The organism is Cedecea neteri (genome assembly GCF_000757825.1).
Lineage (GTDB): Bacteria > Pseudomonadota > Gammaproteobacteria > Enterobacterales > Enterobacteriaceae > Cedecea > Cedecea selenatireducens.
On record NZ_CP009451.1, the window covers coordinates 1,559,235 to 1,583,967 of the forward strand.

Genomic DNA, 24,733 nt, shown 5'->3' on the forward strand with positions numbered 1-24,733 from the left:
TTTCAGGCTTCAGGCGGCTTATCAGAAAGCCGGGATAAGGAGTGAGGTCGGGCGGGATGAGTCTGAAAAGAAAAAACGCACCACTGCGGTGCAGGATGCGTTTTCGTGTTGCACCAACGCGGAGAGGCATTGGTTATTTAGCGGCTTATTGCCTGCTTGTGGTGCATCAGGCAGTCAGCGATTCTTCCTGCGCGGCGGCGGCAAGCTCTTCACCCGCCAGCTGCAGCTGATACATCTGCCAGTAGCGGCCCTGCTGCGCCAGCAGTTCACTGTGGGTGCCGCGTTCCACGGCCTGACCGCGATGCAGCACCAGAATGGTGTCCGCGTCGGTAATGGTAGACAGACGGTGGGCAATCACCACCAGCGTCGTGTGCTGACGAACCACCGCCAATGCACGCTGGATAGCCTGCTCGGTACCGGAATCGATGTTCGCCGTGGCCTCATCGAGGATCAGGATCTGCGGCGCTTCAACCAGCACGCGCGCCAGCGCAAGCAGCTGCTTCTGGCCGACGGAGAGGTTATTGCCCTGCTCGCCCAGACGGGTATGAATGCCTTCCGGCAGTGCACGAGCCAGTTCGGCCAGCTGTACCGTTTCCAGCGCCTGCCAGACCGCCTCTTCGGTGATATCTCGCCCCAGAGTCACGTTGGCGAAGAACGAATCAGCCATCACCACCGGATCCTGCTGCACCATCGCCACGCCGCGGCGCAGCGTTTCATGGCTGAGGGAGTCCAGCGGCCGCCCATCAAGGCGAATTTCCCCTTTTGTGAGCGGGTAATAGCCCATCATCAGGTTAGCCAGGGTGCTTTTGCCGCTGCCGGTATGCCCGACCAGCGCAATAAAGCTGCGCGAAGGTACTTCCAGGCTAATGTCCTGCAGCACCAGACGATCGCCACGGTAGGCAAACGATACGTTGTCGACGGAAATAGCGCCGCTGGCGAGCGGCCGGTTATCGTTGCCGTAATCCTGGCGTTTACCGTCCATCAGCTCAAACACGCGCTCGCCGGCAACCACCGCCTGCTGCAGGATCGACTGCTGAGTCGTCAGTTCGATCAGCGGTTCGTTCAGGCGGCCAAGGTAGTTAATAAAGGCATACAGCACGCCGACTTCAATGGTGCCCCGGGAAGTGAAGCCAAACAGCATCAGCAGGCCGCACAGGATCATCGCCGAAAACAGGCTCAGCAGCGGACGCAGAAGCCAGCCGTCGAGCCGCAGCGTTTGCATGCGCGCTAAATAGTGAGAGCGGCTCGCCTGCCCCATGCGCTCGCCGAAGCGAGCCTGCTGACGGAACTGCTGAATCACGCTCATGCCGTTGATGACTTCGTTAAATCCGTCGTTAATGTCCGCCAGGTAGCTTCGGACGCGGCGCACAATCGGCGTGCTGTAGCGCTGGTAGATAAACATCACGACGATCACCGCCGGGAAAATGGTTATCGCCACCAGCGCCATTCGCCAGTCGAGCGTAAACATCGCCACCAGCATGGCACCAATTAACGCCGCGCTGCGAAGTACCGTCGCCACGACGGTGACATACAGGTCGCGAATCACTTCGGTGTCGTTCGTCACGCGGGAGATAAGTTGCCCAACGGGCTGGGTATCGAATGCGCTTAACGGCTGGCGCAATGCGGCATCCATGACGTCGGTACGCAGTTTTTGTACCACGCCCACGGCCGCTTTGTTAAACAGCAGCGCCTGGAGATAGTGCAGCCCTGCGGCGCTTATCGACAGCAGAATGTAGGCCACTGCCAGCCCGGCGGCGAGGCCGAGCGGCATCTGGTTTTTAGCGACCATGTTATCGATGAAGTAGCTGACCAGCACCGGCCCACAGACTTCCGCCGCGGCCGCCACCCAAAGCATCAGCATCGCTCCGCCTAGCGGTTTGCGCCACGGTGACCCGTAAGCCAGCAGGCGTTTAATGGTAGGCCACTGTTGTTTACGACTCATCGGCGCTCTCCCTGACGTCTTCCTGCTCCGGCGCCTCGTCCAGCGCGGCCTCCAGCTGCTGATAACGGTACATATCACGGTACCAGCCGGGCTGAGACGCCAGGCCTTCGTGGCTGCCGCGCTGGGCGATATGCCCGTGCTGCATGACCAGAATTTCGCTGGCTTCCGTTAAGGCCGACAGGCGATGGGCGCTAATAATGACCGTGCGGTGTTCGCCCCACTGGCGCAGGTTGTGCAAAATCTGGTGCTCGGTACGGCCATCAACGGCAGAGAGTGCGTCGTCCAGAATCAGGATCTCGGCATCCAGCAGCAGAGCGCGCGCGATGGAAATTCGCTGCTTTTGCCCACCGGAAAGCATCACGCCGCGCTCGCCCACTTCGGTATCATAACCCTGAGGCAACCGCAGAATGTCTTCATGGACGCTTGCCAGACGGGCGACATGCTCAATCTCCTGCTGGGTGGCGTTCGGCTTACCCAGCGCAATGTTGCTGGCAACGGTGTCGGAGAACAGGAACGGCGTCTGGTTGACGATAGCCAGGCGGCTGCGCCAGCCGTCAATTTTCAACGCCGTGAGCGGAAGGTCATGGTAACGAATATCCCCTTCCTGAACGTCAAAATGACGCTGAATCAGGGAAAGAATGGTGCTTTTCCCCGAGCCCGTTGGCCCGCACAGGCCGAGCATTTCCCCAGGCTTAAGGGTGAAGTTAACGTTCTGCAGCGTGGGCTGAGCGGCCTGCGGATAGCGGAACTCGCGAATCGAGGCTACCAGTTCAGCGCGCCCTTCCGGCAGCGTTTTATCGCCGTCAACCACGCCCGGCTCTTCTTCCAGCATGGCGCGAATACGGCTGTAGGCCGCGCTCCCACGCTCGACGATATTAAACATCCATGCCAGGGCCAGCATCGGCCAGATCATCAGCCCAAGGTACATGACAAAGCTGGTGAGCTGCCCGAGGGTAAGCGTGCCGTCGATAACCATCCAGCTTCCGCCGCCGATGGCCAGCAGGTTTGCGGCACCGATTGCGACATAAATCGTGGGATCAAAACGCGCATCAATACGTGCCACACGCATGTTTTTCGCCCCGGCGTCCTGCGCCTCGGAGGCAAACAGCGCCGACTGACGATCCTCCAGGCCAAAAGCTTTGATCATGCGGATGCTGGTCATGCTTTCCTGCGTGCGATCGTTCAGGGCGGAAAACGCCGCCTGGGCGACCTTGAACCTGTCATGCAGTCGCGCGCCGTCACGCTTAATGACGACCGCCATAATCGGCATCGGCAGCAGCGCCAGCAGGGTCAGCTGCCAGCTGATTTGGGTCGACATGACGATAAGTACCGCCAGGCCCATGACCAGCGAGTCCACCAGCGTCAGCACGCCTTCCCCGGCGGCAAACACCACGCGATCCACATCGTTAGTGGCGCGCGCCATCAGGTCGCCGGTACGGTGACGGAGATAGAATTCAGGATGGTGCCGGCTTAGCTGGCGGTAATAGTTTTCCCGCAGCTCGACCGCAAGCTGATAAGACGCCCCGAACAGCAGAACGCGCCAGACGTAGCGCACCAGATAAACCACCACGGCAATAACCAGCATCACGCCGATCCACATCAGCACCTGCTGAGCGGAGAGACGCTGCTGCGTGACGCCATCCACAATCACGCCCACCACTTTTGGCGGCACAAGCTGCAGAATAGCGATGATAATAAGCAATGCCACCGCGCCGAGATAGCGTCGCCACTCGCGGGTGAAGTACCAGCTTAATTGAGCAAATAATCGCACGAAGTTTAGGTCCTGAAATGCTGTCAGCCGGCCAGGGCTAAAGAGTGAAGGCTACCGTTCCGCGATTAGCGGAATCATAACGTTAGAGGTAATGCTGTGGTGTATTTTATCTGTTCCATGGCAAAACTCGAAGTGACATCGCTTAATCCCGGAATGCCATTGACCAGCCGCTTGTAAAAATCGTCGTAACGCTTCATGTCTGCCACCTGCACCCGAATCAGGTAGTCGTACTCACCTGCCAGACGCCAGAAGCCTAATATCTCGGGCATGGCTTCCACCACCGAGACAAACTTGCAGTACCACTCGCTGCTGTGCTGCTGGGTTTTAATCAGCACAAACGCCGTGAGGCCAAGGCCGAGTTTTTCCGGGTCCAGCAGCGCGACTTTGCCACGAATATAGCCTTCATCTTCCAGGCGTTTTAATCGTTTCCAGCACGGCGTGGTGGTCAGATTAACGGCATCCGCCAGCGCCTGCAAAGACAGGGTACAGTCCTGCTGCAGCATCGAGAGCAGCTTACGGTCAATTTTATCTATCACGGGGCAACCAGGGAGAAATATTTTCTCTAATGAAAGCCTTAAAAAGGCAAAATGGCAACTTTTTTATCCCGACTTTGAATTACGCTAAGCACAAATTAACAAACGAGAATTTTCCATGACCAGCACCTGGGTGACTAACGCTATTAGTGAGATCAACGCCGACTATCAACGCTCTGCGGATACGCATCTTATTCGCCTGGCGTTACCGGGTTTTCCGGGTATTCAGCTGTATCTGAAGGACGAAAGCACGCACCCAACCGGCAGCCTGAAGCACCGCCTGGCGCGCTCGCTGTTTCTCTACGGGCTGTGTAACGGCTGGATAAAAGAAGGCACCACGATTATCGAAGCCTCTTCTGGCTCGACGGCGGTATCTGAAGCCTATTTTGCTCGCCTGCTGGGCCTGCCGTTTATCGCGGTGATGCCCGCCAGCACTGCAAAACGCAAAATTGAACAAATTGAATTCTACGGCGGCCGCTGCCATTTTGTAGACAGCGCCTGCGAAATCTACGCCGCTTCGGAAATGCTTGCCCGCGAGCTGAACGGCCATTATATGGATCAGTTCACCTATGCCGAACGCGCTACAGACTGGCGCGGTAACAACAACATCGCCGACAGTATTTTCCGCCAGATGACCCATGAGCCGCACCCTGTCCCGGATTATATTGTGATGAGCGCCGGCACCGGCGGCACTTCAGCGACTATTGGCCGCTACCTTCGCTTCCAGGGCCATGACACTAAGCTGGTGGTCGTTGACCCACAGAACTCGGTTTTTCTCGATTACTGGCAGCACCGCGACTGCAGCCTGAAAAGCGAAGTCGGCAGCAAAATCGAAGGCATTGGCCGCCCGCGCTGTGAACCTTCGTTTATTCCTGATGTGATTGACGAAATGATGCGCGTCCCGGACGCAGCGAGCGTCGCGACCATGCAATGGCTGGAATCTCAGCTTGGCCGTAAGGTGGGCGCCTCAACCGGCACCAATATGTGGGGCGTACTGCAGCTGGCGGTCAGAATGCGCGAGGAAGGCCGCACCGGCTCTATCGTGACGCTGCTTTGTGACAGCGGCGAGCGCTATCTTGAGTCCTACTATAATCCGGCCTGGGTCAACGAGCATATTGGGGATCTCTCACCGTTTAAGGCTGAGATTGCCCGAATCATATCCATACAAGGATAACGCGAGTTCAGCCAACACCCCTGCGGCTTGAAGTATGACGAGTATAGGCGGGTATAAAAAACCGGGCTAGATGCCCGGTGCTGTAAGGTCTCAATATTCGGGGGAATAGGTGAGATGTGGAGTGTCCAGCCAGTGCGTCAAATAGTGCGAGACCGCCTGGTTACGGCAGTGGCCGATAACCGGCAGATGAGGTAAATCCGCTTTAAGCTGCGGCATAGCGTTGCCCATGATCAGGCCGTGCCCTACCGCCGAGAGCATTTCGCGGTCGTTCATCGCGTCGCCAAATGCCATGCAATCCTGCAGGGTGAAACCTAAGTGTTCGCTCAGAACGCCGAGCGCCGCGCCCTTGTTGCTGCCAATCGGCAGCACTTCCAGACAGTCCATTGCCGAGAAGCAAATAAATGCCCGATCGCCCAGCGCTTCATTAAGCTGAATGCGCAGGCGGCACAGATCGTCATGATCGCCGCAAAAACAGATCTTCGTCACTTCATGAGCCGGTAACGTACGGAGATCGACGATATGAGGCCGGAAGCCGCTGTACACATGGGCGTGAAGCATGTCCGGGATTTCATGGCTGGTGAGCCAACCTGTATCGTTAAAGGCATGCATGCTGGCTTCCGTGTCCCAATGGCCGTGCAATACCGTCTCTACCGCCCACGGCGAGAGATCGTTACGGTGCATTAGCTCGCCGTCCGTGCTGTGGATTCGGGTGCCGTTGCCGGTGATCAGGAAGGCTTCAAGATCGAGCTTGCCCAGAATATGGCGCATCTCCAGCTCGTGACGACCGGTCGCAAAAGCCAGGGTTATCTGGCGCTCTTCACGCAGGCGCTTCAGCGTGTTCAGGGTTGCGTCCCCAAGGTGATGGTCGGGCAGCAGCAGCGTGCCGTCCATATCAAATGCAGCCAGACGAGCCATGGTTACTCCAGAAGTGACGTGACAGACAAAAGTATCCCCTGGAATATACGGAACTAATAGTGAATACTTGGGGAAAAATGTTCCGGGTTTATTATGCGACTTCTGAATCGACTCAATCAATTTCAGCGTTTATGGCAGCCTTCCGGCGGGGAACCGCAGCAGGTGACCGTCGCCGAGCTGGCAGAGCGCTGCTTTTGTAGCGATCGCCACGTCAGAACGCTGCTTAATCAGCTGGAAGACGCGGGCTGGCTTCGCTGGCGGGCGCAGTCCGGACGCGGCAAACGCGGTGACCTGACGTTTCTGGTTTCGCCGGAAAGCGTCCGTTCCGGCATGATGGAGCAGGTTTTGGGTAAGGGCCAGCATCAAAACGCGCTGGAACTGGCTCAGCTTGCGCCGGAACAGCTGCGCCAGCTCCTGCAGCCGTTTCTTGGCGGCCAGTGGCAAAATGATGTACCTACGCTACGCATACCTTACTACCGCCCTCTGGATCCCGTTGGCCCTGGCTTTTTACCGGGGCGCGCCGAGCAGCATCTGGCCGGGCAGATCTTTTCAGGCCTGACCCGCTTTAGCCGGGAAAGCCCGCAGCCGCAGCCCGATCTCGCTCACCACTGGCAAATCTCAAACAAGGGCCTGTGCTGGGACTTTTTTATTCGCTCAACGCTTCACTGGCACAACGGCGAACCCGTCGAAACTCACCAGCTCCAGCAGCGCCTGATGATGTTGCTGGAGCTGCCCGCTCTGCGGCGGCTGTTTATCAGCGTCAAACGCATCGAGATCCCGCACGCACAGTGCCTGCGCTTTATTTTGCATCGGCCTGACTATTGGCTTGCACACCGCCTGGCGAGCTACTGTAGCCGCCTGGCCCATCCAATGGATACACAGTCAGGCTGCGGCCCGTTCCGCATCGCCAGCTTTAAGCCAAATCTGGTGCGGCTGGAAAGTTTTGAAAGCTATCACCTGAAACACCCGCTGTTGAAAGCCGTTGAATACTGGATAACGCCGCAGCTTTTCGAAACCACGCTAGGCACCAGCTGCCTGCATCCGGTGCAAATCGCCATCGGCCAGCAGGATGAGCTGGAGAACCTGCGCCCGGTAAGCAGCAGCATCAGCCTGGGGTTTTGCTACCTCGGGATCAGGCCTCAGGGTCGGCTCAGCCCGGAGCAGGCAAGAACAATTATGCAGATTGTCCGGGAGCCTGAGATGATCGGCTCGCTGCCGCTCAAAAGCGAGCTTATTACCCCGAACACCGAGATGATCCCCGGCTGGCAGATCCCCGGCTGGGATCGGCATCAGGCCGTCAGATTGCCGAAAAAGCTCACGCTGGTTTACCATTTACCGGTTGAGCTTCACGCCATGGCGCTTCAGCTTAAGCACTACCTGGCAGAGCGTGGCTGCGAACTGACGGTTATTTTCCACGACGCCAAAACCTGGGCCGGCTGCCAGCATCTTGCCGAAGCGGATATCGTGATGGGGGATCGGCTTATCGGTGAAGCGCCGGAATACACGCTTGAGCAATGGCTGCGCAGCGATGTGTTATGGCCTAATTTGTTAAGCGCGGGGCAATATGCGCACCTGCAGGCCACGCTGGATGCGGTGCAGGCTTATGTCTCGCCCGATGAACGCCACGAAGGCCTGAAAGAGGTATTTCACGGCCTGATGCGGGATGCGGTGGTCACGCCGCTGTTTAATTATCGCTACCAGATAAGCGCCCCACCCGGCGTCAACGGCATTGAGCTGAACGCCTGGGGCTGGTTTGATTTTTGCGAGGCCTGGCTCCCGCCGCCGGGTATGGCGTGAAGAAGCTGGTTCATGTGGCAACCGGGCGTTACCATAACGCCTTTCCGGATACTTCAGTAAACGACAGGATAGAGAATGAAACGTACAGTCGTGGTTTTCAGCGGCGGGCAGGACTCCACCACCTGCCTGATTCAGGCCTTACAGCAATATGATGAAGTGCACTGCGTGACGTTTGATTATGGTCAGCGCCACCGCGCAGAGATTGACGTAGCCCAAAAGCTGTCGCTGAAGCTTGGTGCCCGCGCGCATAAAGTCCTGGACGTTACCCTGCTGAACGAACTGGCGGTCAGCAGCCTGACGCGGGACAGCATTCCGGTGCCGGGTTACAACCCTGAAGATAGCGGTCTCCCAAGCACTTTTGTACCGGGGCGCAATATTTTGTTCCTGACGCTGGCGGCGATCTACGCCTACCAGGTTGAAGCTGAATCCGTGATAACCGGCGTTTGCGAAACAGATTTCTCCGGCTACCCGGACTGCCGCGATGAGTTTGTCAAAGCGCTGAACCACGCGGTGAGCCTCGGAATGGCAAGAGATATTCGTTTTGAAACGCCTTTGATGTGGCTGGATAAAGCAGAAACCTGGGCGCTGGCCGATTACTGGCAGCACCTGGAAACTATCCGCCACGAGACGCTCACCTGCTACAACGGCATTCAGGGTGATGGCTGCGGGGAATGTGCCGCCTGCAACCTGCGGGCTAACGGCCTGAACCACTATCTGGCCAACAAATCCGCAGTGATGGCTACCATGCAGCAAAAAACTGGCCTGAAATAAGTCATAACGGCGTGGTGACGACCACGCCCTCTCCTCAAGCGTTCATCATCTGTTCCAGCTTCTCGCGCAATTCACCTTCCAGCGGAACGGCCTTTTGCGTTTTTAAATCAATGCAGACGAAGGTCAACAGCGCATCGGCCACGGTTTCCCCTTCTGGCTCCAGCGTCATAACCTGGCTAAGCACGCCGCTTTTGCCGTTAATCTGCTGAAGTTTGCTGTCAATACGCAGCAGGTCGCCAAGCACCGCCGGGCGGCGATAGCTGATATTAATGTTCACCACGATGAAAGCGATGTTGTGTTCCGTCATCCACTGGAAGCCCGTCGTCTTTTCCAGCCCTTCCCAGCGGGCCTCCTCGAGAAACTCGAGATAACGGGCATTGTTAACATGTTGGTAGACGTCCATGTGGTATCCACGAACTTTGATATGTGTTTGCATAGCGCGAAACCCTTGTACTGTTTTTGTTGTCATCAGGTGAAGGTAAGCGAGGCCATACCCCAGAAACTGGTATGACCTCTCATTCAGCGTAGCAAACTTTTCTCTTCAGGTAGAAGCCTGAGCACGGAAACTCAAAGTTTTATGCGAGCCAGGTTACGTTCTACCAGCGATGCGCCGATTCCCGGCACCTCCTGCAGCTGGTCGAGCGTTTTAAAAGGACCAAACTCATCGCGATAGCTCACGATGGCCTGCGCCTTTTTCAGCCCTACGCCGTTCATCTTCTGGGCAAGTTCCTCTGCCGGGGCATTGTTAATGCTGACCAGCGCCTCCCCTTGCTCACCCCCTTTTGCAGTTACTGCCTTAGGCTGCGACGAAGAAACAGTAGTTTTAGCCGAGGCCGGAGCCGTTTTTTCTGCCGTGGCATGCGCCGGTGCGCAACCGAGTAAACCGGCCAGTACGAGGGAAAGTGAAAACGCTTTGATGCCTGATGTCATGCTGTGTCCTCCATGTATGTTGACAGCGAGGCCACCATACCGGGGCGCAAAAGCAGGAACAAACGCCGGTTTTCAAATATGGAAAAGGCCGCGAAAGCGGCCTTCTGGGATTACACTGCGTTGCAAAAATTTGCGAGGATTACTGCTGCTGGTCGATGATATCGCCCAGTTTGATCTTCGCTTCTTTACGCAGGTTGGACATCAGCGCTTCGAAAGCAATCTGGGCATTGTTCTGGGTAATCCCCTGCACCATCGCTTTTTTCTGCTCGTCCGGCATTGAGCCCGCTTTCACTTCATCCAGCGACAGCAGCACTACGTTGCCCTGCATGTCATTGGCAACGCCAAAGCTCGGCTTGTCTTTTGCCGGCAGAGGCAGCCCAAATGCAGCCTGGCTGATAGGATCCTGCCCGGTGCGGCTCAGAGTTTTCGCTTCACCAAAGCTCAGGCCCGCCGCTTTCATTTCGTCAGCGCCTTTGCCCAGTTTCAACGCGTTCAGCAGCTTGTCGGCATCCTGCCTCGCCTGCTGCTCCGCTTTCTGTTGCTTCACGGCGGCGATAACCTGGTCACGGACTTCTGCCAGCGGTTTAACCGCTTCGGCTTTATGCTCGGAGACACGCAGCACGAAAGCACGGTCGCCATCGACGGTAATGATGTCGGAGTTGCTGCCAGGGGAACCATTTTCACCAACCAGACCGCCGCTGAAGATAGCGTCGGCAACCGGTTTGAAGTTCAGTTCTTCAGGCAGGCTGTCGTGGCCGAACCAGCCGGTTTGCACCGCTTTAACGCCGGCAACTTTCTCGGCGCTTGCCAGAGATTCGTTGTCGTTGCTCGCGGCATCGCTGACTTTCTGCTGCAGAGCATAGTAAGCGTCAACGGCTTTTTCCTGCTTCACTTTAGCCACGATGCCGTCGCGGACTTCCGCCAGCGGTTTTTCAACGGCAGGCTGGATATCGTCCAGGCGAACGATCAGGAAGCCAACGGAGGATTTAACGACGCCGGACAGCTGGCCTTTTTCTTTCAGGCCGGCATTTTTCAGCTCATCAGGCGTGGTGGAGGCTTCCAGCCAGCCCATGTCGCCGCCGTTACGGGCAGAGATGATATCAGCAGACTTCGCCTTAGCCAGCGCGGCAAAATCACCGCCTTTGTTCAGCTCGTCAAGAATCGCTTTTGCTTCAGCTTCGGTTTTGGTCTGAATCACGCTGTAGCGGTTGCGCTGCGGCTGGGTGAACTCGTCTTTGTGCTGATCGTAGTAAGCTTGAACGTCAGCATCGCTTGCCTCTTCCTGCATGGAAGCCGCGTCCAGCTTGATGTAGCTGACTTTAAACTGCTCAGGCGTGATGTAGCGGTTTTTGTTCTGCTCGTAGTTGGCGTTGATTTCCTGCTCGGACGCTTCCTGCTTCGCGGCCAGCGCTTTCACGTTAATCGTCGCTTCACGCACAACGCGCTGCTGGGAAACCAGCGCCGCCAGCTCGTCGGTTTCGCCGGTGAGCATAAAGTCGGTGCCGACAACGGCCTTAATCAGCTGGTCGGTAGTGAGCTGGTTGCGCAGAGCCTGAGCATACTGGTCAGCCGTCAGCCCCATATTGCCGATAATCGCGTTGTAGCGAGCGTTATCAAATTTGCCGTTAGTCTGGAAGGCAGGCTGGCTGAAGATAGCCATTTTTATCTGTTCGTCGCTGATGCCGAGGCCGAGATGTTTGGCGTACTGATCGAGCAGCGCCTCATCAATCAGCTGGTTGAGCACCTGCTGACGCATCTGCTTCATGTAGCCTTCGTTACCCGCGAGAACGGAGAACTGATCGCCCAGCTGTTGCTGCTGGCGATTACGTTCGTTAGCAACCGCGTTCTCAAACTGGCCACGCGCAATCTCCTGGCCATTTACTTTTGCGGCATAATTATTGTTACCGCCAGTCAGGTAGCTACCTACGCCAGTCAGAACGAATGACAAGATAATCAAACCCAGAATGATCTTGAGCACGACGTGGTTAGCCGCCGCTCGTAAATTGTCCATCATGGTGTAACAACACTCCGCTGTAGTATGACTTGGTAAACCTGCGCAGGTGCTAAGCTGGCATCCTTAGAAACTCAAGCTGCCCCGTGCTGCGCGCAAGGACGTATTGTGACAAGAAACCCGCTGCAAATCATCAACACCTGCGTAAAATTAAGCTTCAGGCAATAAAAAAGGCACATCAAACGATGCGCCCCTGCGATACCTGACACCCTATACCCCAACCAGCCGGGGCTAATAAATCAGTTAACAGCGTCTTTCAGCGCTTTACCAGCACGGAAGCCTGGTACTTTTGCTGCGGCGATGGTGATTTCTTTACCGGTTTGAGGGTTACGGCCAGTACGGGCAGCACGCTCTTTAACAGCAAAGGTACCAAAACCTACCAGTGCTACGTCTTCCCCGGACTGCAGAGATTCAGTAACAGAAGCAATAACAGCATCTAACGCACGTCCAGCCGCGGCTTTAGAAATATCAGCACCTGCGGCAATTTTGTCTATCAGTTGAGATTTATTCACTCTTCTCTTCCTCTCTTTATAATTTATATCGCACCTGATATCCCTCAAGTGCGACCGCGCAGCAGTTATAACAGGCTCGTCATGCCCTTACAACAGGAGTTGTGGACGATAAACTCAGCCAGCAACTAAATTAGCGACACAAAAAAAAGCTGGCAAGTGACAATTCACCTACCAGCCCTAATTTTATTGGCTGTATTTGCGTCAGGTCACTATTTTGCAGTGACTACCTGCATGCCGTGAGGCTCATTCTGCAGCGCGAGGGCTAAAACTTCCTCAATACGCTTCACAGGATGAATAGTCAGGTCGGCAATCACATTGTCCGGAATCTCTTCCAGATCGCGCTTGTTGTCATCCGGGATCAGCACGGTTTTGATGCCGCCACGGTGAGCTGCCAGCAGCTTCTCTTTCAGGCCACCGATTGGCAGGACCAGACCACGAAGCGTGATTTCTCCCGTCATCGCCACATCGGCACGCACCGGGTTACCGGTCAGACAAGAGACCAGCGCGGTACACATGGCGATACCGGCGCTTGGGCCATCTTTCGGCGTTGCCCCTTCCGGGACGTGCACGTGGATATCACGTTTTTCGTAGAAGTCGCCGTTAATGCCCAGCTTCTCCGCACGAGCGCGTACCACGGTCAGCGCAGCCTGGATAGACTCCTGCATCACCTCACCGAGGGAGCCGGTGTAGGTCAGCTTGCCTTTACCCGGCACACACGCGGTTTCGATGGTCAGCAGGTCGCCGCCCACTTCCGTCCACGCCAGCCCGGTCACCTGCCCTACGCGGTTTTCGCTGTCGGCACGACCGTAATCAAAGCGCTGTACCCCCAGGAAGTCCTTCAGGTTGTCGCCGTTGATTTCGATGTGCTTGAGCGTTTTATCCAGCAGCAGCTGCTTCACCGCTTTACGGCACAGCTTGGAGATTTCACGCTCCAGGCTACGCACCCCGGCTTCGCGAGTGTAGTAGCGAATGATGCCCACAATGGCGCTGTCATCAACTTTAATCTCGCTTTTTTTAAGGGCATTACGCTCAACTTGCTTCGGCAACAGGTGCTGTTTGGCAATGTTCAGCTTTTCATCTTCGGTATAACCGGACAGGCGAATGACTTCCATACGGTCAAGCAGCGGAGCCGGAATGTTCATGGAGTTAGACGTCGCCACAAACATTACGTCGCTGAGATCGTAATCCACTTCCAGATAGTGGTCGTTAAACGCCACGTTCTGTTCTGGATCAAGGACTTCCAGCAGAGCGGAAGCCGGGTCGCCGCGCATATCGGAAGACATTTTGTCGATTTCATCCAGCAGGAACAGCGGGTTTTTCACCCCGACTTTTGCCATCTTCTGGATAAGTTTACCCGGCATGGAGCCGATGTAAGTCCGACGGTGACCGCGGATTTCCGCTTCGTCACGCACGCCACCCAAAGCCATACGCACGTATTTACGGCCTGTGGCTTTTGCGATGGACTGGCCCAGAGAGGTTTTACCTACCCCTGGCGGCCCAACCAGGCACAGAATTGGCCCTTTCAGCTTGTTAACACGGCTCTGGACTGCGAGATATTCCAGGATGCGATCTTTCACACGTTCGAGGCCGTAATGGTCGGTATCGAGGATTTCCTGAGCCTGACGCAGATCTTTTTTGACCTTGCTACGGGCATTCCACGGCACCTGAACCATCCAGTCGATATAGCCGCGCACCACGGTCGCTTCCGCAGACATCGGCGACATCATTTTCAGCTTTTGCAGCTCGGCTTCGGTTTTCTCGCGCGCTTCTTTCGGCATTTTCGCCGCGTCAATTTTGCGCTTCAGCGCTTCATTTTCGTCAGGCGCGTCGTCCATTTCGCCAAGTTCTTTCTGAATTGCTTTCATTTGCTCATTCAGATAGTACTCACGCTGGCTTTTTTCCATCTGCTTTTTGACGCGGTTGCGAATGCGTTTCTCAACCTGCAGCAGATCGATTTCCGATTCCATCATCGCCATCAGATATTCAAGACGCTCGTTGATATCGGACATCTCAAGCACGGACTGCTTGTCCGACAGCTTCAGCGGCATATGGGCGGCAATGGTATCGGCCAGACGTGCAGGATCGTCGATGCTGTTCAGCGACGTCAGCACTTCTGGCGGAATTTTTTTGTTCAGCTTGATGTAGCCTTCGAACTGATTGATTGCGGTGCGAACCAGCACTTCCTGCTCGCGCTCTTCAATCGCAGGCGATTCCAGGTACTCAGCCTGGGCTGAGAAATGCTCGCCGTTGTCAGAAAGCGTGGTGATACGTGCGCGCTGAAGGCCTTCAACCAGCACTTTTACCGTGCCGTCCGGCAGTTTCAGCATCTGCAAAATAGAAGCCACGGTCCCAACTGTGAACAGGTCGTTAACACCTGGCTCATCCGTCGAAGCTTCTTTCTGCGCCACCAGCATGATTTTCTTATCATGGTCCATTGCAGCTTCCAGGCAGCGAATGGATTTTTCGCGCCCGACAAACAGTGGAATAACCATGTGCGGATAAACCACCACATCGCGCAGCGGCAATACGGGGATTTCAATGCGTTCAGAACGCTCAGGATTCATAGAGCTCTCTCTTAGTTTAATGTCCGCCAGGTGATTTGGTGAACGCTTCCGCTCCACCAACAAGTAAATCAGTATATGGGGCTGTTTCCCGGACATTCAACTGCGGGAATGCAGGAAAAATAAATGGGGGATAAAATCCCCCATTTTTGTATTAACTGACTGGTTATTCTGGCGAATTATTCACCGGATGCTTGCTGCGCTTCCGGCTTACCGTAAATTAATAGCGGTTTGGACTGGCCAGCGATGACGGACTCGTCAATCACCACTTTTTCCACGTCATCCATGGAAGGCAGATCGTACATGGTATCCAGCAGCGCGCCTTCAACGATGGAACGCAGGCCACGAGCACCGGTTTTACGCGCCATCGCTTTCCTGGCAATCGCATCCAGCGCTTCATCACGGAACTCCAGCTCCACGCCTTCCAGATTGAACAATGCCTGATACTGTTTGGTCAGGGCATTTTTCGGCTCTTTCAGGATTTGGATCAGCGCGTCTTCACTCAGTTCGCTGAGCGTAGCTACTACCGGCAGACGACCGATGAACTCAGGGATCAGACCAAATTTGATCAGATCTTCCGGTTCTACCTGGCCGAGCAGCTGGCCTTCGCTGGCTTTCTCAGACTTAGCTTTTACCGTTGCACCAAAGCCAATACCAGAACCCGTTTCCACGCGGTTAGCGATAACTTTATCCAGGCCAGCAAACGCGCCGCCGCAGATAAAGAGGATCTTGGAGGTATCAACCTGCAGGAATTCCTGCTGCGGATGCTTACGGCCACCCTGAGGTGGAACGGCAGCCACGGTGCCTTCAATCAGTTTCAGCAGCGCCTGCTGCACGCCTTCACCGGAAACGTCACGGGTGATCGACGGGTTATCAGATTTGCGGGAGATTTTGTCAATCTCATCGATGTACACGATGCCGCGCTGGGCCTTCTGTACGTCGTAGTCGCATTTCTGCAGCAGTTTCTGAATGATGTTTTCAACGTCTTCGCCCACGTAGCCCGCTTCGGTCAGCGTGGTTGCATCCGCCATGGTGAACGGAACGTCCAGCAGGCGAGCCAGCGTTTCTGCCAGCAGCGTTTTACCGCTACCGGTTGGCCCGATCAGCAGGATGTTGCTTTTACCCAGCTCGACGCCGTTAGACGTGTCGCTGTTGCGCAGACGTTTGTAGTGGTTGTAAACCGCAACCGCCAGCACTTTTTTAGCCTGCTCTTGCCCGATAACATAATCGTCAAGGTGGTTACGGATTTCGTGCGGCGTTGGCAGCGCACTGCGTTCACGGTGCGGGGCCACTTCTTTAATCTCTTCGCGAATGATGTCGTTACATAAATCGACACACTCATCGCAGATATACACTGACGGCCCGGCAATCAGCTTACGCACTTCATGCTGGCTTTTGCCGCAAAAAGAGCAGTACAGCAGTTTGCCTGAACCGTCTTTGCGCTTATCTGTCATCAGTAAAACCTCTTCTCTGTTTCTGTGTGCTACCACCGGCAGCACAAGTGCCATTCTACGGCGCAGCCGATAGTGAAGCGTTAAGTCAGGCCGCTACATTTACTATAGTATAACGGCCCAAAGCTTCGGGCATTAGTTACGGTGAGTCAGGATCGAATCAACTAAACCGTACTCTACCGCTTCGCTTGCGGAGAGGAAACGATCGCGCTCGGTGTCTTTCTCGATTTGTTCAAGCGTTTTGCCCGTATGCTCTGCCATCAGCTCGTTCATACGTGCTTTCACTTTCAGGATCTCTTTAGCGTGGATTTCAATATCCGTCGCCTGCCCCTGATAACCCCCCAGCGGCTGGTGAATCATGACGCGGGAGTTAGGCAGGCAGAAACGCTTACCTTTTGCCCCTGCGGTCAGCAGGAAGGCGCCCATCGAGCAAGCCTGCCCCATACAAATGGTGCTGACGTCCGGCTTGATAAATTTCATGGTGTCGTAAATCGACATCCCGGCCGTAATTACGCCACCCGGAGAGTTAATGTAGAGATAGATATCTTTCTCCGGGTTTTCTGCTTCCAGAAACAGCATCTGCGCCACAATCAGGTTAGCCATATGATCTTCTACCTGGCCGGTCAGGAAGATGACGCGTTCCTTAAGCAGACGGGAATAGATATCGTATGAACGTTCGCCGCGGGATGTTTGCTCAACAACCATCGGCACCAGGGCCATATGGGGTGCTAATTGATCTCGTTCGCCACTGTATGACATGTCCGTCTCCTGGAGTAATTAAGCCTACTGTACTGATTCTACTTGAGACGCAGGATATTGACTATGTTCCTTGCGCCGATTCTGGACGGAGTCAGTCAGGGATTATTAATGGAACCACACCCGAATAATGGGGATGATTTGCCCTGTTTCAAGCATAACAACCTTTTCTTGATACGCTAACCCTGAAAAGGGGATTTATTGATGGCTTATCGTGTGATTTAGCAATAAAAAAAGCCCGCCACCGGAAGGTGACGGGCCTGATGCAGCTGTTTTTGGCCTGTAAGCCAAAAAGCACTTACGCCTGCTGGTTCATCAGCTCGCTGAAAGTGGTCGCTTTTTCAGACACTTTCGCTTTAGCCAGAACGGCTTCAACAGCCTGCTCTTCCAGAGCAACGTTGCGCATGTTGTCCATCAGCTCTTTGTTTTTACCATAGAACTCGATGACTTCAGTCGGATCTTCGTAGGCAGAAGCCATTTCTTCGATCAGACCTTTAACACGCTCTTCGTCAGCTTTCAGCTCGTGGGTACGAATCACTTCACCCAGCAGCAGACCAACAACAACGCGGCGTTTAGCCTGCTCTTCGAACAGCTCACGTGGCAGTTCCAGAGCTTGCTTCTCGTTACCGCCGAAGCGCTGTGCAGCCTGACGACGCAGAACGTCGATTTCGCCGTCGATCAGCGCAGCCGGCACGTCGATGTCGTTCGCGTTAACCAGACCGTCGATTGCCTGAGACTTGATGCGGTTACGCACTGCGCCTTTCAGTTCACGATCCATGTTTTTGCGCACTTCGGTACGCAGACCTGCAACGGAGCCATCTTCAACGCCGAAACGTTTGATGAACTCTTCGGTGAATTCCGGCAGTTCACGTGCTTCAACTTTCTTCAGCACGATGTCGAACTTCGCCGCTTTCCCTTTCAGGTTTTCAGCGTGGTATTCTTCAGGGAAGGTCACTTCGATAGTGAACTCTTCGCCCGCTTTGTGGCCAACGATACCGTCTTCGAAGCCCGGGATCATGCGGCCCTGTCCCATTGCCAGTACGAAGTCAGAGGCTTTGCCGCCTTCGAACACTTCGCCGTCAACGGAACCGGTGAAATCGATGGTGACGCGATCTTCTGCAGTCGCTGCAGCGTCGCTGTCTTTCCAGGTCGCCTGCTGCTTACGCAGGGTGTCCAGCATCGCGTCAACGTCTTCGTCGGTCACATCAACAACCGGTTTTTCAACTTCGATAGCGTCCAGACCCTGCAGCTCAACTTCTGGGTACACTTCAAACTCTACCGCGTAGGTGAAGTCTTCGCCCAGTTTGTATTCGCCCGGCACGTAGTTAGGTGCGCCAGCTGGATTGATCTTCTCTTTGATGATCGCATCAATAAAGTTGCGGCTCATCAGCTCGCCCAGCACGTCCTGACGAACGGAAGCACCGTAGCGCTGCTCAACGACGGTCATCGGCACTTTGCCTTTACGGAAGCCGTCAATACGAACTTTTTTTGCCACGTTGACCAGCTCGCTTTTTACAGCGGTTTCGATGCTGTCTGCAGCGATAGTAATCGTGAGACGGCGGCCAAGGCCCTGAGTGGTTTCAACTGAAACTTGCATCTTGTTACCTCAAAAAATCACAGTGCTCGGTCAACTCCGGAAGCCCGGTGGCTTCACAGAACCAGGATGTTCTCTGAAACAGAAACACATTCCTTGTCGTCAGAATCATCCCGAAGACATTCCGAAAAATAAGACGCAGCATTATAGCGGCATCGCTGGGGTGAGTCGAGAACGGCAATAGCGCACGGCTGCGGCCTTTTTCACACTTCTCTGTCATTTATTCTTTCTTTGCCCGCCTCCCTGGAAGAGCCAGACAAAACAAAACGGCCCGCAGGCCGTTTTTGAAAACGCAGTATACATACCGCAACATAACGGAAAAGTTCCCTTAGTTGCAAACGCTTAGCAGTAAATCAGGCGATACTGCCCGCGCCACGGCAGTTCGGTGAAGCGAACACCGTATCCTGCAACCCTTCCCACTCTTTAATGGTATAGGTATGCAGCGCCAGCGCGTGCACCGGGCCGGCCAGTTCTTCGCTCAATGTGCCATAAATCATGCGATGGCGGTTTAAAAAACGTTCACCGGTAAAACGATCGCTGACCAGCACAACCTTGAAATGGCTTTCTGAGCCCGCCGGGACATTGTGACGATAGCTTTCATCCACGACTTCCAGGTACGCGGGGGTAAAGCCTGCTTTTAACTTCTCTTCTATCTGCTCGCGTATCAGCATGAACTTTCTCCTCGACAACGTAGAGATGCCACTCATCCCTTTAAATATTAGCCGCTTTTAGCCAGCTTTTACGCTAAACACAACAAAAATTTAGCTTTCGGCGGCCGTTCTTTACCCAGTTGCCTGAAGTCTCATGCAGTTAAGGCACTAAACCGGCATAAAACTGTCAGAAGGTTTTGCTGCGGCCCAGAAAAAAGGCAACGCGATGAAATTCCGTGCGTCAGGCACTTCCCCTGGACAGCCGCAGTGTTATGATGGCGTGATTTTTTATCAGCCTGCCCTTTGAGTACATTGAGAAAGCGAACATGTTAAAAAAATTACTTTTCCCGCTGGTTGCCATGTTTATGCTGGCCAGCTGTGCAACACCGCCAACCACCATTGAAGTTGCGCCAAAAATCACTCTGCCACAGCAGGATCCAAGCCTGATGGGCGTTACGCTCAGCATCAACGGTGCCGATCAGCGTACCGACCAGGCGCTGGCGAAAGTGACCCGTGATAACCAGCTGGTCACGCTGACGCCATCACGCGATCTGCGCTTCCTGCTGCAGGAAGTGCTGGAGAAGCAGATGACCGCGCGCGGTTATATGATTGGGCCGAACAGCCCGGTTGACCTGCAGATCATCGTTAACCAGCTGTACGCCGACGTTTCCCAGGGCAACGTGCGCTACAACATCGCCACCAAAGCGGATATCTCCATCATTGCTACCGCGAAGAACGGCAACAAGATGACCAAGAACTACCGCTCCAACTACAACGTTGAAGGCGCGTTCCAGGCCACCAACAAGAATATCGCTAACGCGGTTAACTCCGTACTGACCGATACCATTGCGGATATGGCTCAGGACACCAGCGTTCACGACTTCATCAAACAGAACGCTCGTTAATTTTTACCCCGTTGGCCTGCTCGCGCGGGCCAACAACAGAGTTTGCACAATTCCCCTATGTCCAATCATTATCTGCGCATCTTTCAGCAGCCGAAATCAGCCATTTTGCTGATTCTGGGCTTTGCATCCGGCCTCCCCCTGGCCCTGACTTCCGGCACGCTACAGGCCTGGATGACCGTCGAAAATATCGACCTGAAAACCATCGGTTTCTTTTCGCTCGTGGGCCAGGCCTACGTCTTTAAGTTTTTTTGGTCGCCGGTGATGGACCGCTACACGCCGCCGCTGCTCGGCCGTCGCCGTGGCTGGCTGTTAATTACGCAAATTCTGTTGTTGGTGGCTATTGCCGCCATGGGATTCCTTGAACCGTCCTCCCAGCTGCGCTGGATGGCGGCTCTGGCGGTAATCATCGCCTTCTGTTCTGCCTCTCAGGATATCGTTTTTGATGCCTGGAAGACCGACGTTCTGTCTGCCGAAGAGCGAGGCACCGGCGCCGCCATCAGCGTGCTGGGCTACCGCCTGGCGATGCTGGTTTCCGGCGGCCTTGCGCTGTGGATTGCGGACCGCTATTTAGGCTGGCAGGCAACCTACTGGCTGATGGCAGCCCTGCTAATACCTTGTATTATTGCGACCTTTTTAGCGCCTGAGCCAACGGACGCAATCCCGGTGCCTAAAAGCCTGGAACGCGCCGTCGTTGAGCCGCTGCGCGACTTCTTTGGCCGCAACAACGCCTGGCTGATTTTGCTGCTGATCGTGCTTTATAAGCTGGGCGATGCCTTTGCCATGAGCCTGACCACCACGTTTCTGATCCGCGGCGTCGGCTTTGATGCCGGTGAAGTGGGCATGGTGAATAAAACCCTTGGGCTGTGTGCCACCATTATCGGGGCGCTGCTCGGCGGGATGCTGATGCAAAAGCTGACGCTGTTCCGCGCGCTGCTAATTTTTGGCATTTTGCAGGGCGTGTCTAACGCCGGCTACTGGCTGCTGTCGGTGACGGACAAAGACATGCTCACCATGGCGAGCGCGGTGTTCTTTGAAAATCTGTGCGGCGGCATGGGCACCGCGGCGTTTGTGGCGCTGCTGATGACCCTGTGCAATAAATCCTTCTCTGCAACCCAGTTTGCGCTGCTTTCTGCGCTGTCCGCCGTGGGGCGCGTCTATGTCGGCCCGATTGCCGGCTGGTTTGTTGAGGCGCACGGCTGGCCAACCTTCTACCTGTTTTCGGTCGTTGCGGCGGTGCCGGGGATCCTTTTACTGCTGGTGTGTAAAAGCACGCTGGAATTTACCCAGCAAACCGAAACCTTTATGTCTCGCAGTGAATTTGCACCGGCCTATCGCCTGGCGCTGCGTATTCTGAGCTTTGGTTGCCTGCTGCTGGCGGCATGGCTGGTGGTGATTATCTGTAATGCGCTGGGGCTTACCGAGTGGACGTTTGGTCTACTGCTTCTGGAATGGGGCGCGCTGTTTGCCATCGGCGGCATTTTGTTTGGTGGCGTGCTGGACTTCCTGGCCCTGCGCAAAACGGCGCTTATCTAAAAGAATAAAAAACCGGGCAGATTACCGCCCGGTCTGAGAAAGCCGGAGAGGAGATCCTTCCCGGCTTTTTTATGGCCTTAAGCCAGCGCGTGTGCCGCCGCATTTTGCCCGGCGAGCGTGCCGAAGATGATGATATCGGCCACCGCGTTACCGCCGATGCGGTTAGCACCGTGAATACCGCCCACCACTTCACCCGCAGCCCAGATGCCCTGAATAACCTGTTGCTGCTCAGTCACCACTTCTGCACTGGTGTTGATGGTCACCCCGCCCATCGTGTGGTGAACCCCTGGCGCAATGCGGATTGCATAGTAAGGCCCGGTATTCAGAGGGAAACGCATGCCGGTAGTACGCCCGAAGTCTTCGTCTTTTTTCTGCGCCACGAAGCCGTTATAACGATCCAGCGTTTGCTGCAGTGCGTGACCGTCCATGTTCAGCTTCAGGGCCAGCTCTTCCGGCGTTGGGGCACTGATAACAAAGCCACGGGCAATGTACTCGTCGGCCGCTTTGTTGTTCTGGCGCACCTGCTCGTCGAACACAATCCAGGCGCTCTTTTCCGGCAGGGCGATGATTTCGGCGGACACCTTGTCGCGGGTTTCCAGCTCATTGTAGAAACGCTGCCCTTCCTGGCTCACCAGGATAGCCCCGCCCCCGCGGATGGACTCGGAAATCAGGTAAGAGGTAGTTTGTTCCACGGTTGGGTGAATCTGGATCTGATCCATATCCACCGTGCCCGCCCCGATTTTTTCCAGCAGAGCGATGCCGCTGCCGGTCGCCCCTTTATGGTTGGTGGTCACAAAGCCTTTCAGCTCAGGGCGATAATGCACCACCATTTTACGGTTGGCGCTAAATCCGCCGGTGGCGACAACTACGCTTTTCGCCAGCAGAACATGGTGTTCATTATATTCGTTGGCGATCTTAACCCCGGTTACCACGCCGTTTTCATGCAGGATATCTTCCACGGTGGTATCCAGCAGAACGTCAATGCTGCGCTGGTTAACGTTGTTCACCAGGCCGCTGATTAAGAAGCCGCCGACCGCCGAACGATCTGCAGGGCGGTGGGTACGATCGATGCTCATCCCGCCGGTGATGGTGATGTCGTTCAGCACAATATCCAGGCTTGCCAGCCAGTCGATGGCGCCGGGCGCGCGCTCGACGAACTCTTTCAGCAGCTCGGTATTGTTTCTGAACTTGCCGCCTTTCAGCGTCTCATCGTAGAACAGCTCTTTGCTGTCTTTGATGCCCTTCATCGCCTGGAAGCGAGTTTCTGCGGCGTTCATGCCCACGGAGGCTTTGATGGTGTTCCCGCCGATGGTTGGCATCTTCTCAATAATCACCACGCGAGCGCCGGCGTCAGAAGCACGAATAGCCGCCGCAAGTCCTGCGCCGCCGCTGCCGATTACCGCCACATCGTAGCTTTGCGGCGCATCCGGGTTGCCGCCTTCTTCAATAACGTGCTCTTTGCTGGAGGTTGTCATCGCGCGGGATACCGCTTTCTTCAAGGCCTCACTTTGCGCCGTAGCCCCGGTCACCGCATCAACATACGGGCTGTTGGCCACCAGCATGCGAGAACGCAGGATCTCAAAGCTTGGGGTGAAATCGACATCCACTGAATCGTCCTGCACCAGCGTAATGTCGGTGATACGGTCGGTGTCGAGGGTGACGCTAATTTTAAGCTTGAGCGCTTCGGCCTCCACTTTTTCCTGGAAGACCCCGGCCTTGTATTTACGGCCAGAAGTACTGGCGTCGCGGATCATGGCGTCGACCAGCGAGAAGCGCCACAGCGGCTCAGGGATCAGCAACTCTTCACGCCTGGTGCTGTCGATGAACAGATCGAGCGTTTCATTTTTCAGGATGCGATCGGCCCAGTCCGGATAAGCGATGCAGGCCTTGCCGACGGCAATCAGGTCATAGCCTAAGCCCAGCGCCTCTTCGGCGTCGCTGCGATTAACCACGCCGCCCACGCCGATAACCGGCACTTTCGCCAGCGTTTCTGAGCGCATCGCCCGGTATTTGTCGATCAGCATCGTTGGGTCTTTGGTATCAACTATTGAGGCGCGCTTGAAGTAGCCCACGGAGAAGTGCAGGTAATCCACACCTCTTTCAGCCAGCTTTTCCAGCAGGTACATGGTGTCGTCAAAGCGAATGCCCGGCACCTCAATCTCTTCCGGCGAGAAGCGGTAGCCGATAATAAAGGAAGCATCTGCGAAGCGGCTCGCCATTTTATGGGTGATCTCGAGCACTTCCAGCGGGAAGCGGGCGCGGTTTTCACGGCTGCCGCCCCACTTATCGTCACGCTGGTTCGAGTTTGGCGAGTAGAACTGCTGGATCAGGTAGGTGTTCGCGCCGTGGATCTCCACGCCGTCAAACCCGGCTTTAATGGCACGGTTCACGGCGTCACCAAATTTGGTGATCATCACGTCAACTTCTTCCGCGGTTAACGCTTCAGGCGTTGTGGCTCCCTCACGCGGCGCGGCGATAGCGCTCGGCGCAACGGGCTTCCTGCCGCCAATCAGCTCAGGCTCAACCATCCTGCCGCCGTGGTAAATCTGCAGAATCGCTTTCGATCCCTGGGATTTAATCGCGCTGGCAATGCGCGCAAGGCCGGGGATTTTGTTATCGCTGTCGATGGCCAGAGCACCGGGGAAAGCGGGACCTTTAGGGTCGATAAAGCAGCATTCGACGATAACGGTGCCGATGGTGCCGGCACGTTCACGATAATATTCAACCAGGTCACTCGGCACGCTGCCGTCGTAAAAACCGGTACAGGTGGTCATTGGCGCCATGATCAGGCGGTTTTTCAGCACCGCGCCGTTGGGCAAGGTTAGCGGCTTCAGGATCGGGGTTTTGGAGTTCATTCTTTATCATTCCAGCAGGTGAGGTCGACATTGTCCGGCACTCGGTGAATAGCCCCGGCAGGCAACACAATT

19 protein-coding genes are annotated in these 24,733 nt (G+C 55.4%); 5 read left to right on the forward strand and 14 right to left on the reverse strand.

Going from position 1 to position 24,733, the window contains the following annotated elements:
• Positions 1 to 166: 166 nt before the first annotated feature.
• The 3 genes from JT31_RS07160 to JT31_RS07170 all read right to left on the reverse strand — a co-directional run bounded on the left by JT31_RS07160 (position 167) and on the right by JT31_RS07170 (position 4,249).
• Positions 167 to 1,942: a SmdB family multidrug efflux ABC transporter permease/ATP-binding protein gene (locus tag JT31_RS07160; RefSeq protein ID WP_038475033.1), complete on the reverse strand. Its 1,776-nt coding sequence runs from the start codon at positions 1,940 to 1,942 to the stop codon at positions 167 to 169.
• On the reverse strand, positions 1,932 to 3,713 hold the full coding sequence (locus tag JT31_RS07165; RefSeq protein ID WP_038475035.1) for a SmdA family multidrug ABC transporter permease/ATP-binding protein: 1,782 nt from the start codon (positions 3,711 to 3,713) through the stop codon (positions 1,932 to 1,934). The genes JT31_RS07160 and JT31_RS07165 overlap by 11 nt, the downstream gene beginning before the upstream one ends.
• A gap of 74 nt (positions 3,714 to 3,787) precedes the next feature.
• Positions 3,788 to 4,249 (reverse strand): Lrp/AsnC family transcriptional regulator, encoded by a 462-nt coding sequence (locus JT31_RS07170; protein WP_038475037.1) that lies wholly within the window; start codon positions 4,247 to 4,249, stop codon positions 3,788 to 3,790.
• A gap of 115 nt (positions 4,250 to 4,364) precedes the next feature.
• Between JT31_RS07170 and JT31_RS07175 the strand changes: the two genes are divergently transcribed.
• The gene (locus JT31_RS07175; RefSeq protein WP_038475039.1) at positions 4,365 to 5,420 is read left to right on the forward strand and encodes a PLP-dependent cysteine synthase family protein; all 1,056 of its coding nucleotides are present in this window, start codon (positions 4,365 to 4,367) and stop codon (positions 5,418 to 5,420) included.
• A 90-nt stretch (positions 5,421 to 5,510) separates the two neighbouring features.
• Here the strand turns inward: JT31_RS07175 and cof are convergent, their stop codons facing one another.
• On the reverse strand, positions 5,511 to 6,335 hold the full coding sequence (gene cof / locus JT31_RS07180) for an HMP-PP phosphatase (RefSeq protein ID WP_038475042.1): 825 nt from the start codon (positions 6,333 to 6,335) through the stop codon (positions 5,511 to 5,513).
• A 93-nt stretch (positions 6,336 to 6,428) separates the two neighbouring features.
• Here cof and JT31_RS07185 point away from each other — a divergent pair, with 93 nt between their 5' ends.
• Together JT31_RS07185 and queC are read left to right on the forward strand one after the other, a co-directional pair.
• Positions 6,429 to 8,132 carry an SgrR family transcriptional regulator gene (locus JT31_RS07185; protein WP_038475044.1) on the forward strand — a complete coding sequence of 568 codons (1,704 nt, stop codon included), beginning with the start codon at positions 6,429 to 6,431 and terminating at the stop codon, positions 8,130 to 8,132.
• 75 nt (positions 8,133 to 8,207) lie between these two features.
• Entirely contained in the window at positions 8,208 to 8,903 is a 696-nt protein-coding gene (gene queC / locus JT31_RS07190) for a 7-cyano-7-deazaguanine synthase QueC (RefSeq protein WP_038475047.1), read from the forward strand.
• A gap of 34 nt (positions 8,904 to 8,937) precedes the next feature.
• Here queC and JT31_RS07195 read toward each other — a convergent pair whose 3' ends face one another.
• The 9 genes from JT31_RS07195 to bolA all read right to left on the reverse strand — a co-directional run bounded on the left by JT31_RS07195 (position 8,938) and on the right by bolA (position 19,389).
• Entirely contained in the window at positions 8,938 to 9,339 is a 402-nt protein-coding gene (locus JT31_RS07195) for a YbgC/FadM family acyl-CoA thioesterase (protein WP_038475049.1), read from the reverse strand.
• Between the two features lie 131 nt (positions 9,340 to 9,470).
• Positions 9,471 to 9,833, reverse strand: coding sequence for a helix-hairpin-helix domain-containing protein (locus tag JT31_RS07200; protein ID WP_038475051.1), 363 nt, complete (start codon positions 9,831 to 9,833; stop codon positions 9,471 to 9,473).
• A 139-nt stretch (positions 9,834 to 9,972) separates the two neighbouring features.
• A complete protein-coding gene (ppiD, locus tag JT31_RS07205; RefSeq protein ID WP_038475054.1) occupies positions 9,973 to 11,847 on the reverse strand; it encodes a peptidylprolyl isomerase in 1,875 nt (624 codons plus the stop codon).
• A 236-nt stretch (positions 11,848 to 12,083) separates the two neighbouring features.
• Positions 12,084 to 12,356 carry a nucleoid-associated protein HU-beta gene (gene hupB, locus JT31_RS07210; protein WP_008454620.1) on the reverse strand — a complete coding sequence of 91 codons (273 nt, stop codon included), beginning with the start codon at positions 12,354 to 12,356 and terminating at the stop codon, positions 12,084 to 12,086.
• A gap of 209 nt (positions 12,357 to 12,565) precedes the next feature.
• Positions 12,566 to 14,920: an endopeptidase La gene (gene lon, locus JT31_RS07215; RefSeq protein ID WP_052048985.1), complete on the reverse strand. Its 2,355-nt coding sequence runs from the start codon at positions 14,918 to 14,920 to the stop codon at positions 12,566 to 12,568.
• 176 nt (positions 14,921 to 15,096) lie between these two features.
• The gene (gene clpX / locus JT31_RS07220; RefSeq protein ID WP_038475058.1) at positions 15,097 to 16,371 is read right to left on the reverse strand and encodes an ATP-dependent protease ATP-binding subunit ClpX; all 1,275 of its coding nucleotides are present in this window, start codon (positions 16,369 to 16,371) and stop codon (positions 15,097 to 15,099) included.
• Between the two features lie 132 nt (positions 16,372 to 16,503).
• Positions 16,504 to 17,127: an ATP-dependent Clp endopeptidase proteolytic subunit ClpP gene (clpP, locus tag JT31_RS07225; protein WP_038475060.1), complete on the reverse strand. Its 624-nt coding sequence runs from the start codon at positions 17,125 to 17,127 to the stop codon at positions 16,504 to 16,506.
• A 295-nt stretch (positions 17,128 to 17,422) separates the two neighbouring features.
• The gene (gene tig / locus JT31_RS07230) at positions 17,423 to 18,721 is read right to left on the reverse strand and encodes a trigger factor (RefSeq protein ID WP_038475062.1); all 1,299 of its coding nucleotides are present in this window, start codon (positions 18,719 to 18,721) and stop codon (positions 17,423 to 17,425) included.
• Positions 18,722 to 19,071: 350 nt separating this feature from the next.
• Positions 19,072 to 19,389 (reverse strand): transcriptional regulator BolA, encoded by a 318-nt coding sequence (gene bolA / locus JT31_RS07240; RefSeq protein ID WP_038475066.1) that lies wholly within the window; start codon positions 19,387 to 19,389, stop codon positions 19,072 to 19,074.
• A gap of 305 nt (positions 19,390 to 19,694) precedes the next feature.
• On the opposite strand from bolA, the gene JT31_RS07245 reads away from it, so the two are divergent.
• Both JT31_RS07245 and ampG read left to right on the forward strand, forming a co-directional pair.
• Entirely contained in the window at positions 19,695 to 20,273 is a 579-nt protein-coding gene (locus tag JT31_RS07245) for a lipoprotein (RefSeq protein ID WP_038475068.1), read from the forward strand.
• A 57-nt stretch (positions 20,274 to 20,330) separates the two neighbouring features.
• A complete protein-coding gene (gene ampG / locus JT31_RS07250) occupies positions 20,331 to 21,806 on the forward strand; it encodes a muropeptide MFS transporter AmpG (protein WP_038475071.1) in 1,476 nt (491 codons plus the stop codon).
• Between the two features lie 77 nt (positions 21,807 to 21,883).
• Here the strand turns inward: ampG and JT31_RS07255 are convergent, their stop codons facing one another.
• The gene (locus tag JT31_RS07255; protein WP_038475073.1) at positions 21,884 to 24,661 is read right to left on the reverse strand and encodes a flavocytochrome c; all 2,778 of its coding nucleotides are present in this window, start codon (positions 24,659 to 24,661) and stop codon (positions 21,884 to 21,886) included.
• Positions 24,662 to 24,733 lie beyond the last annotated feature (72 nt).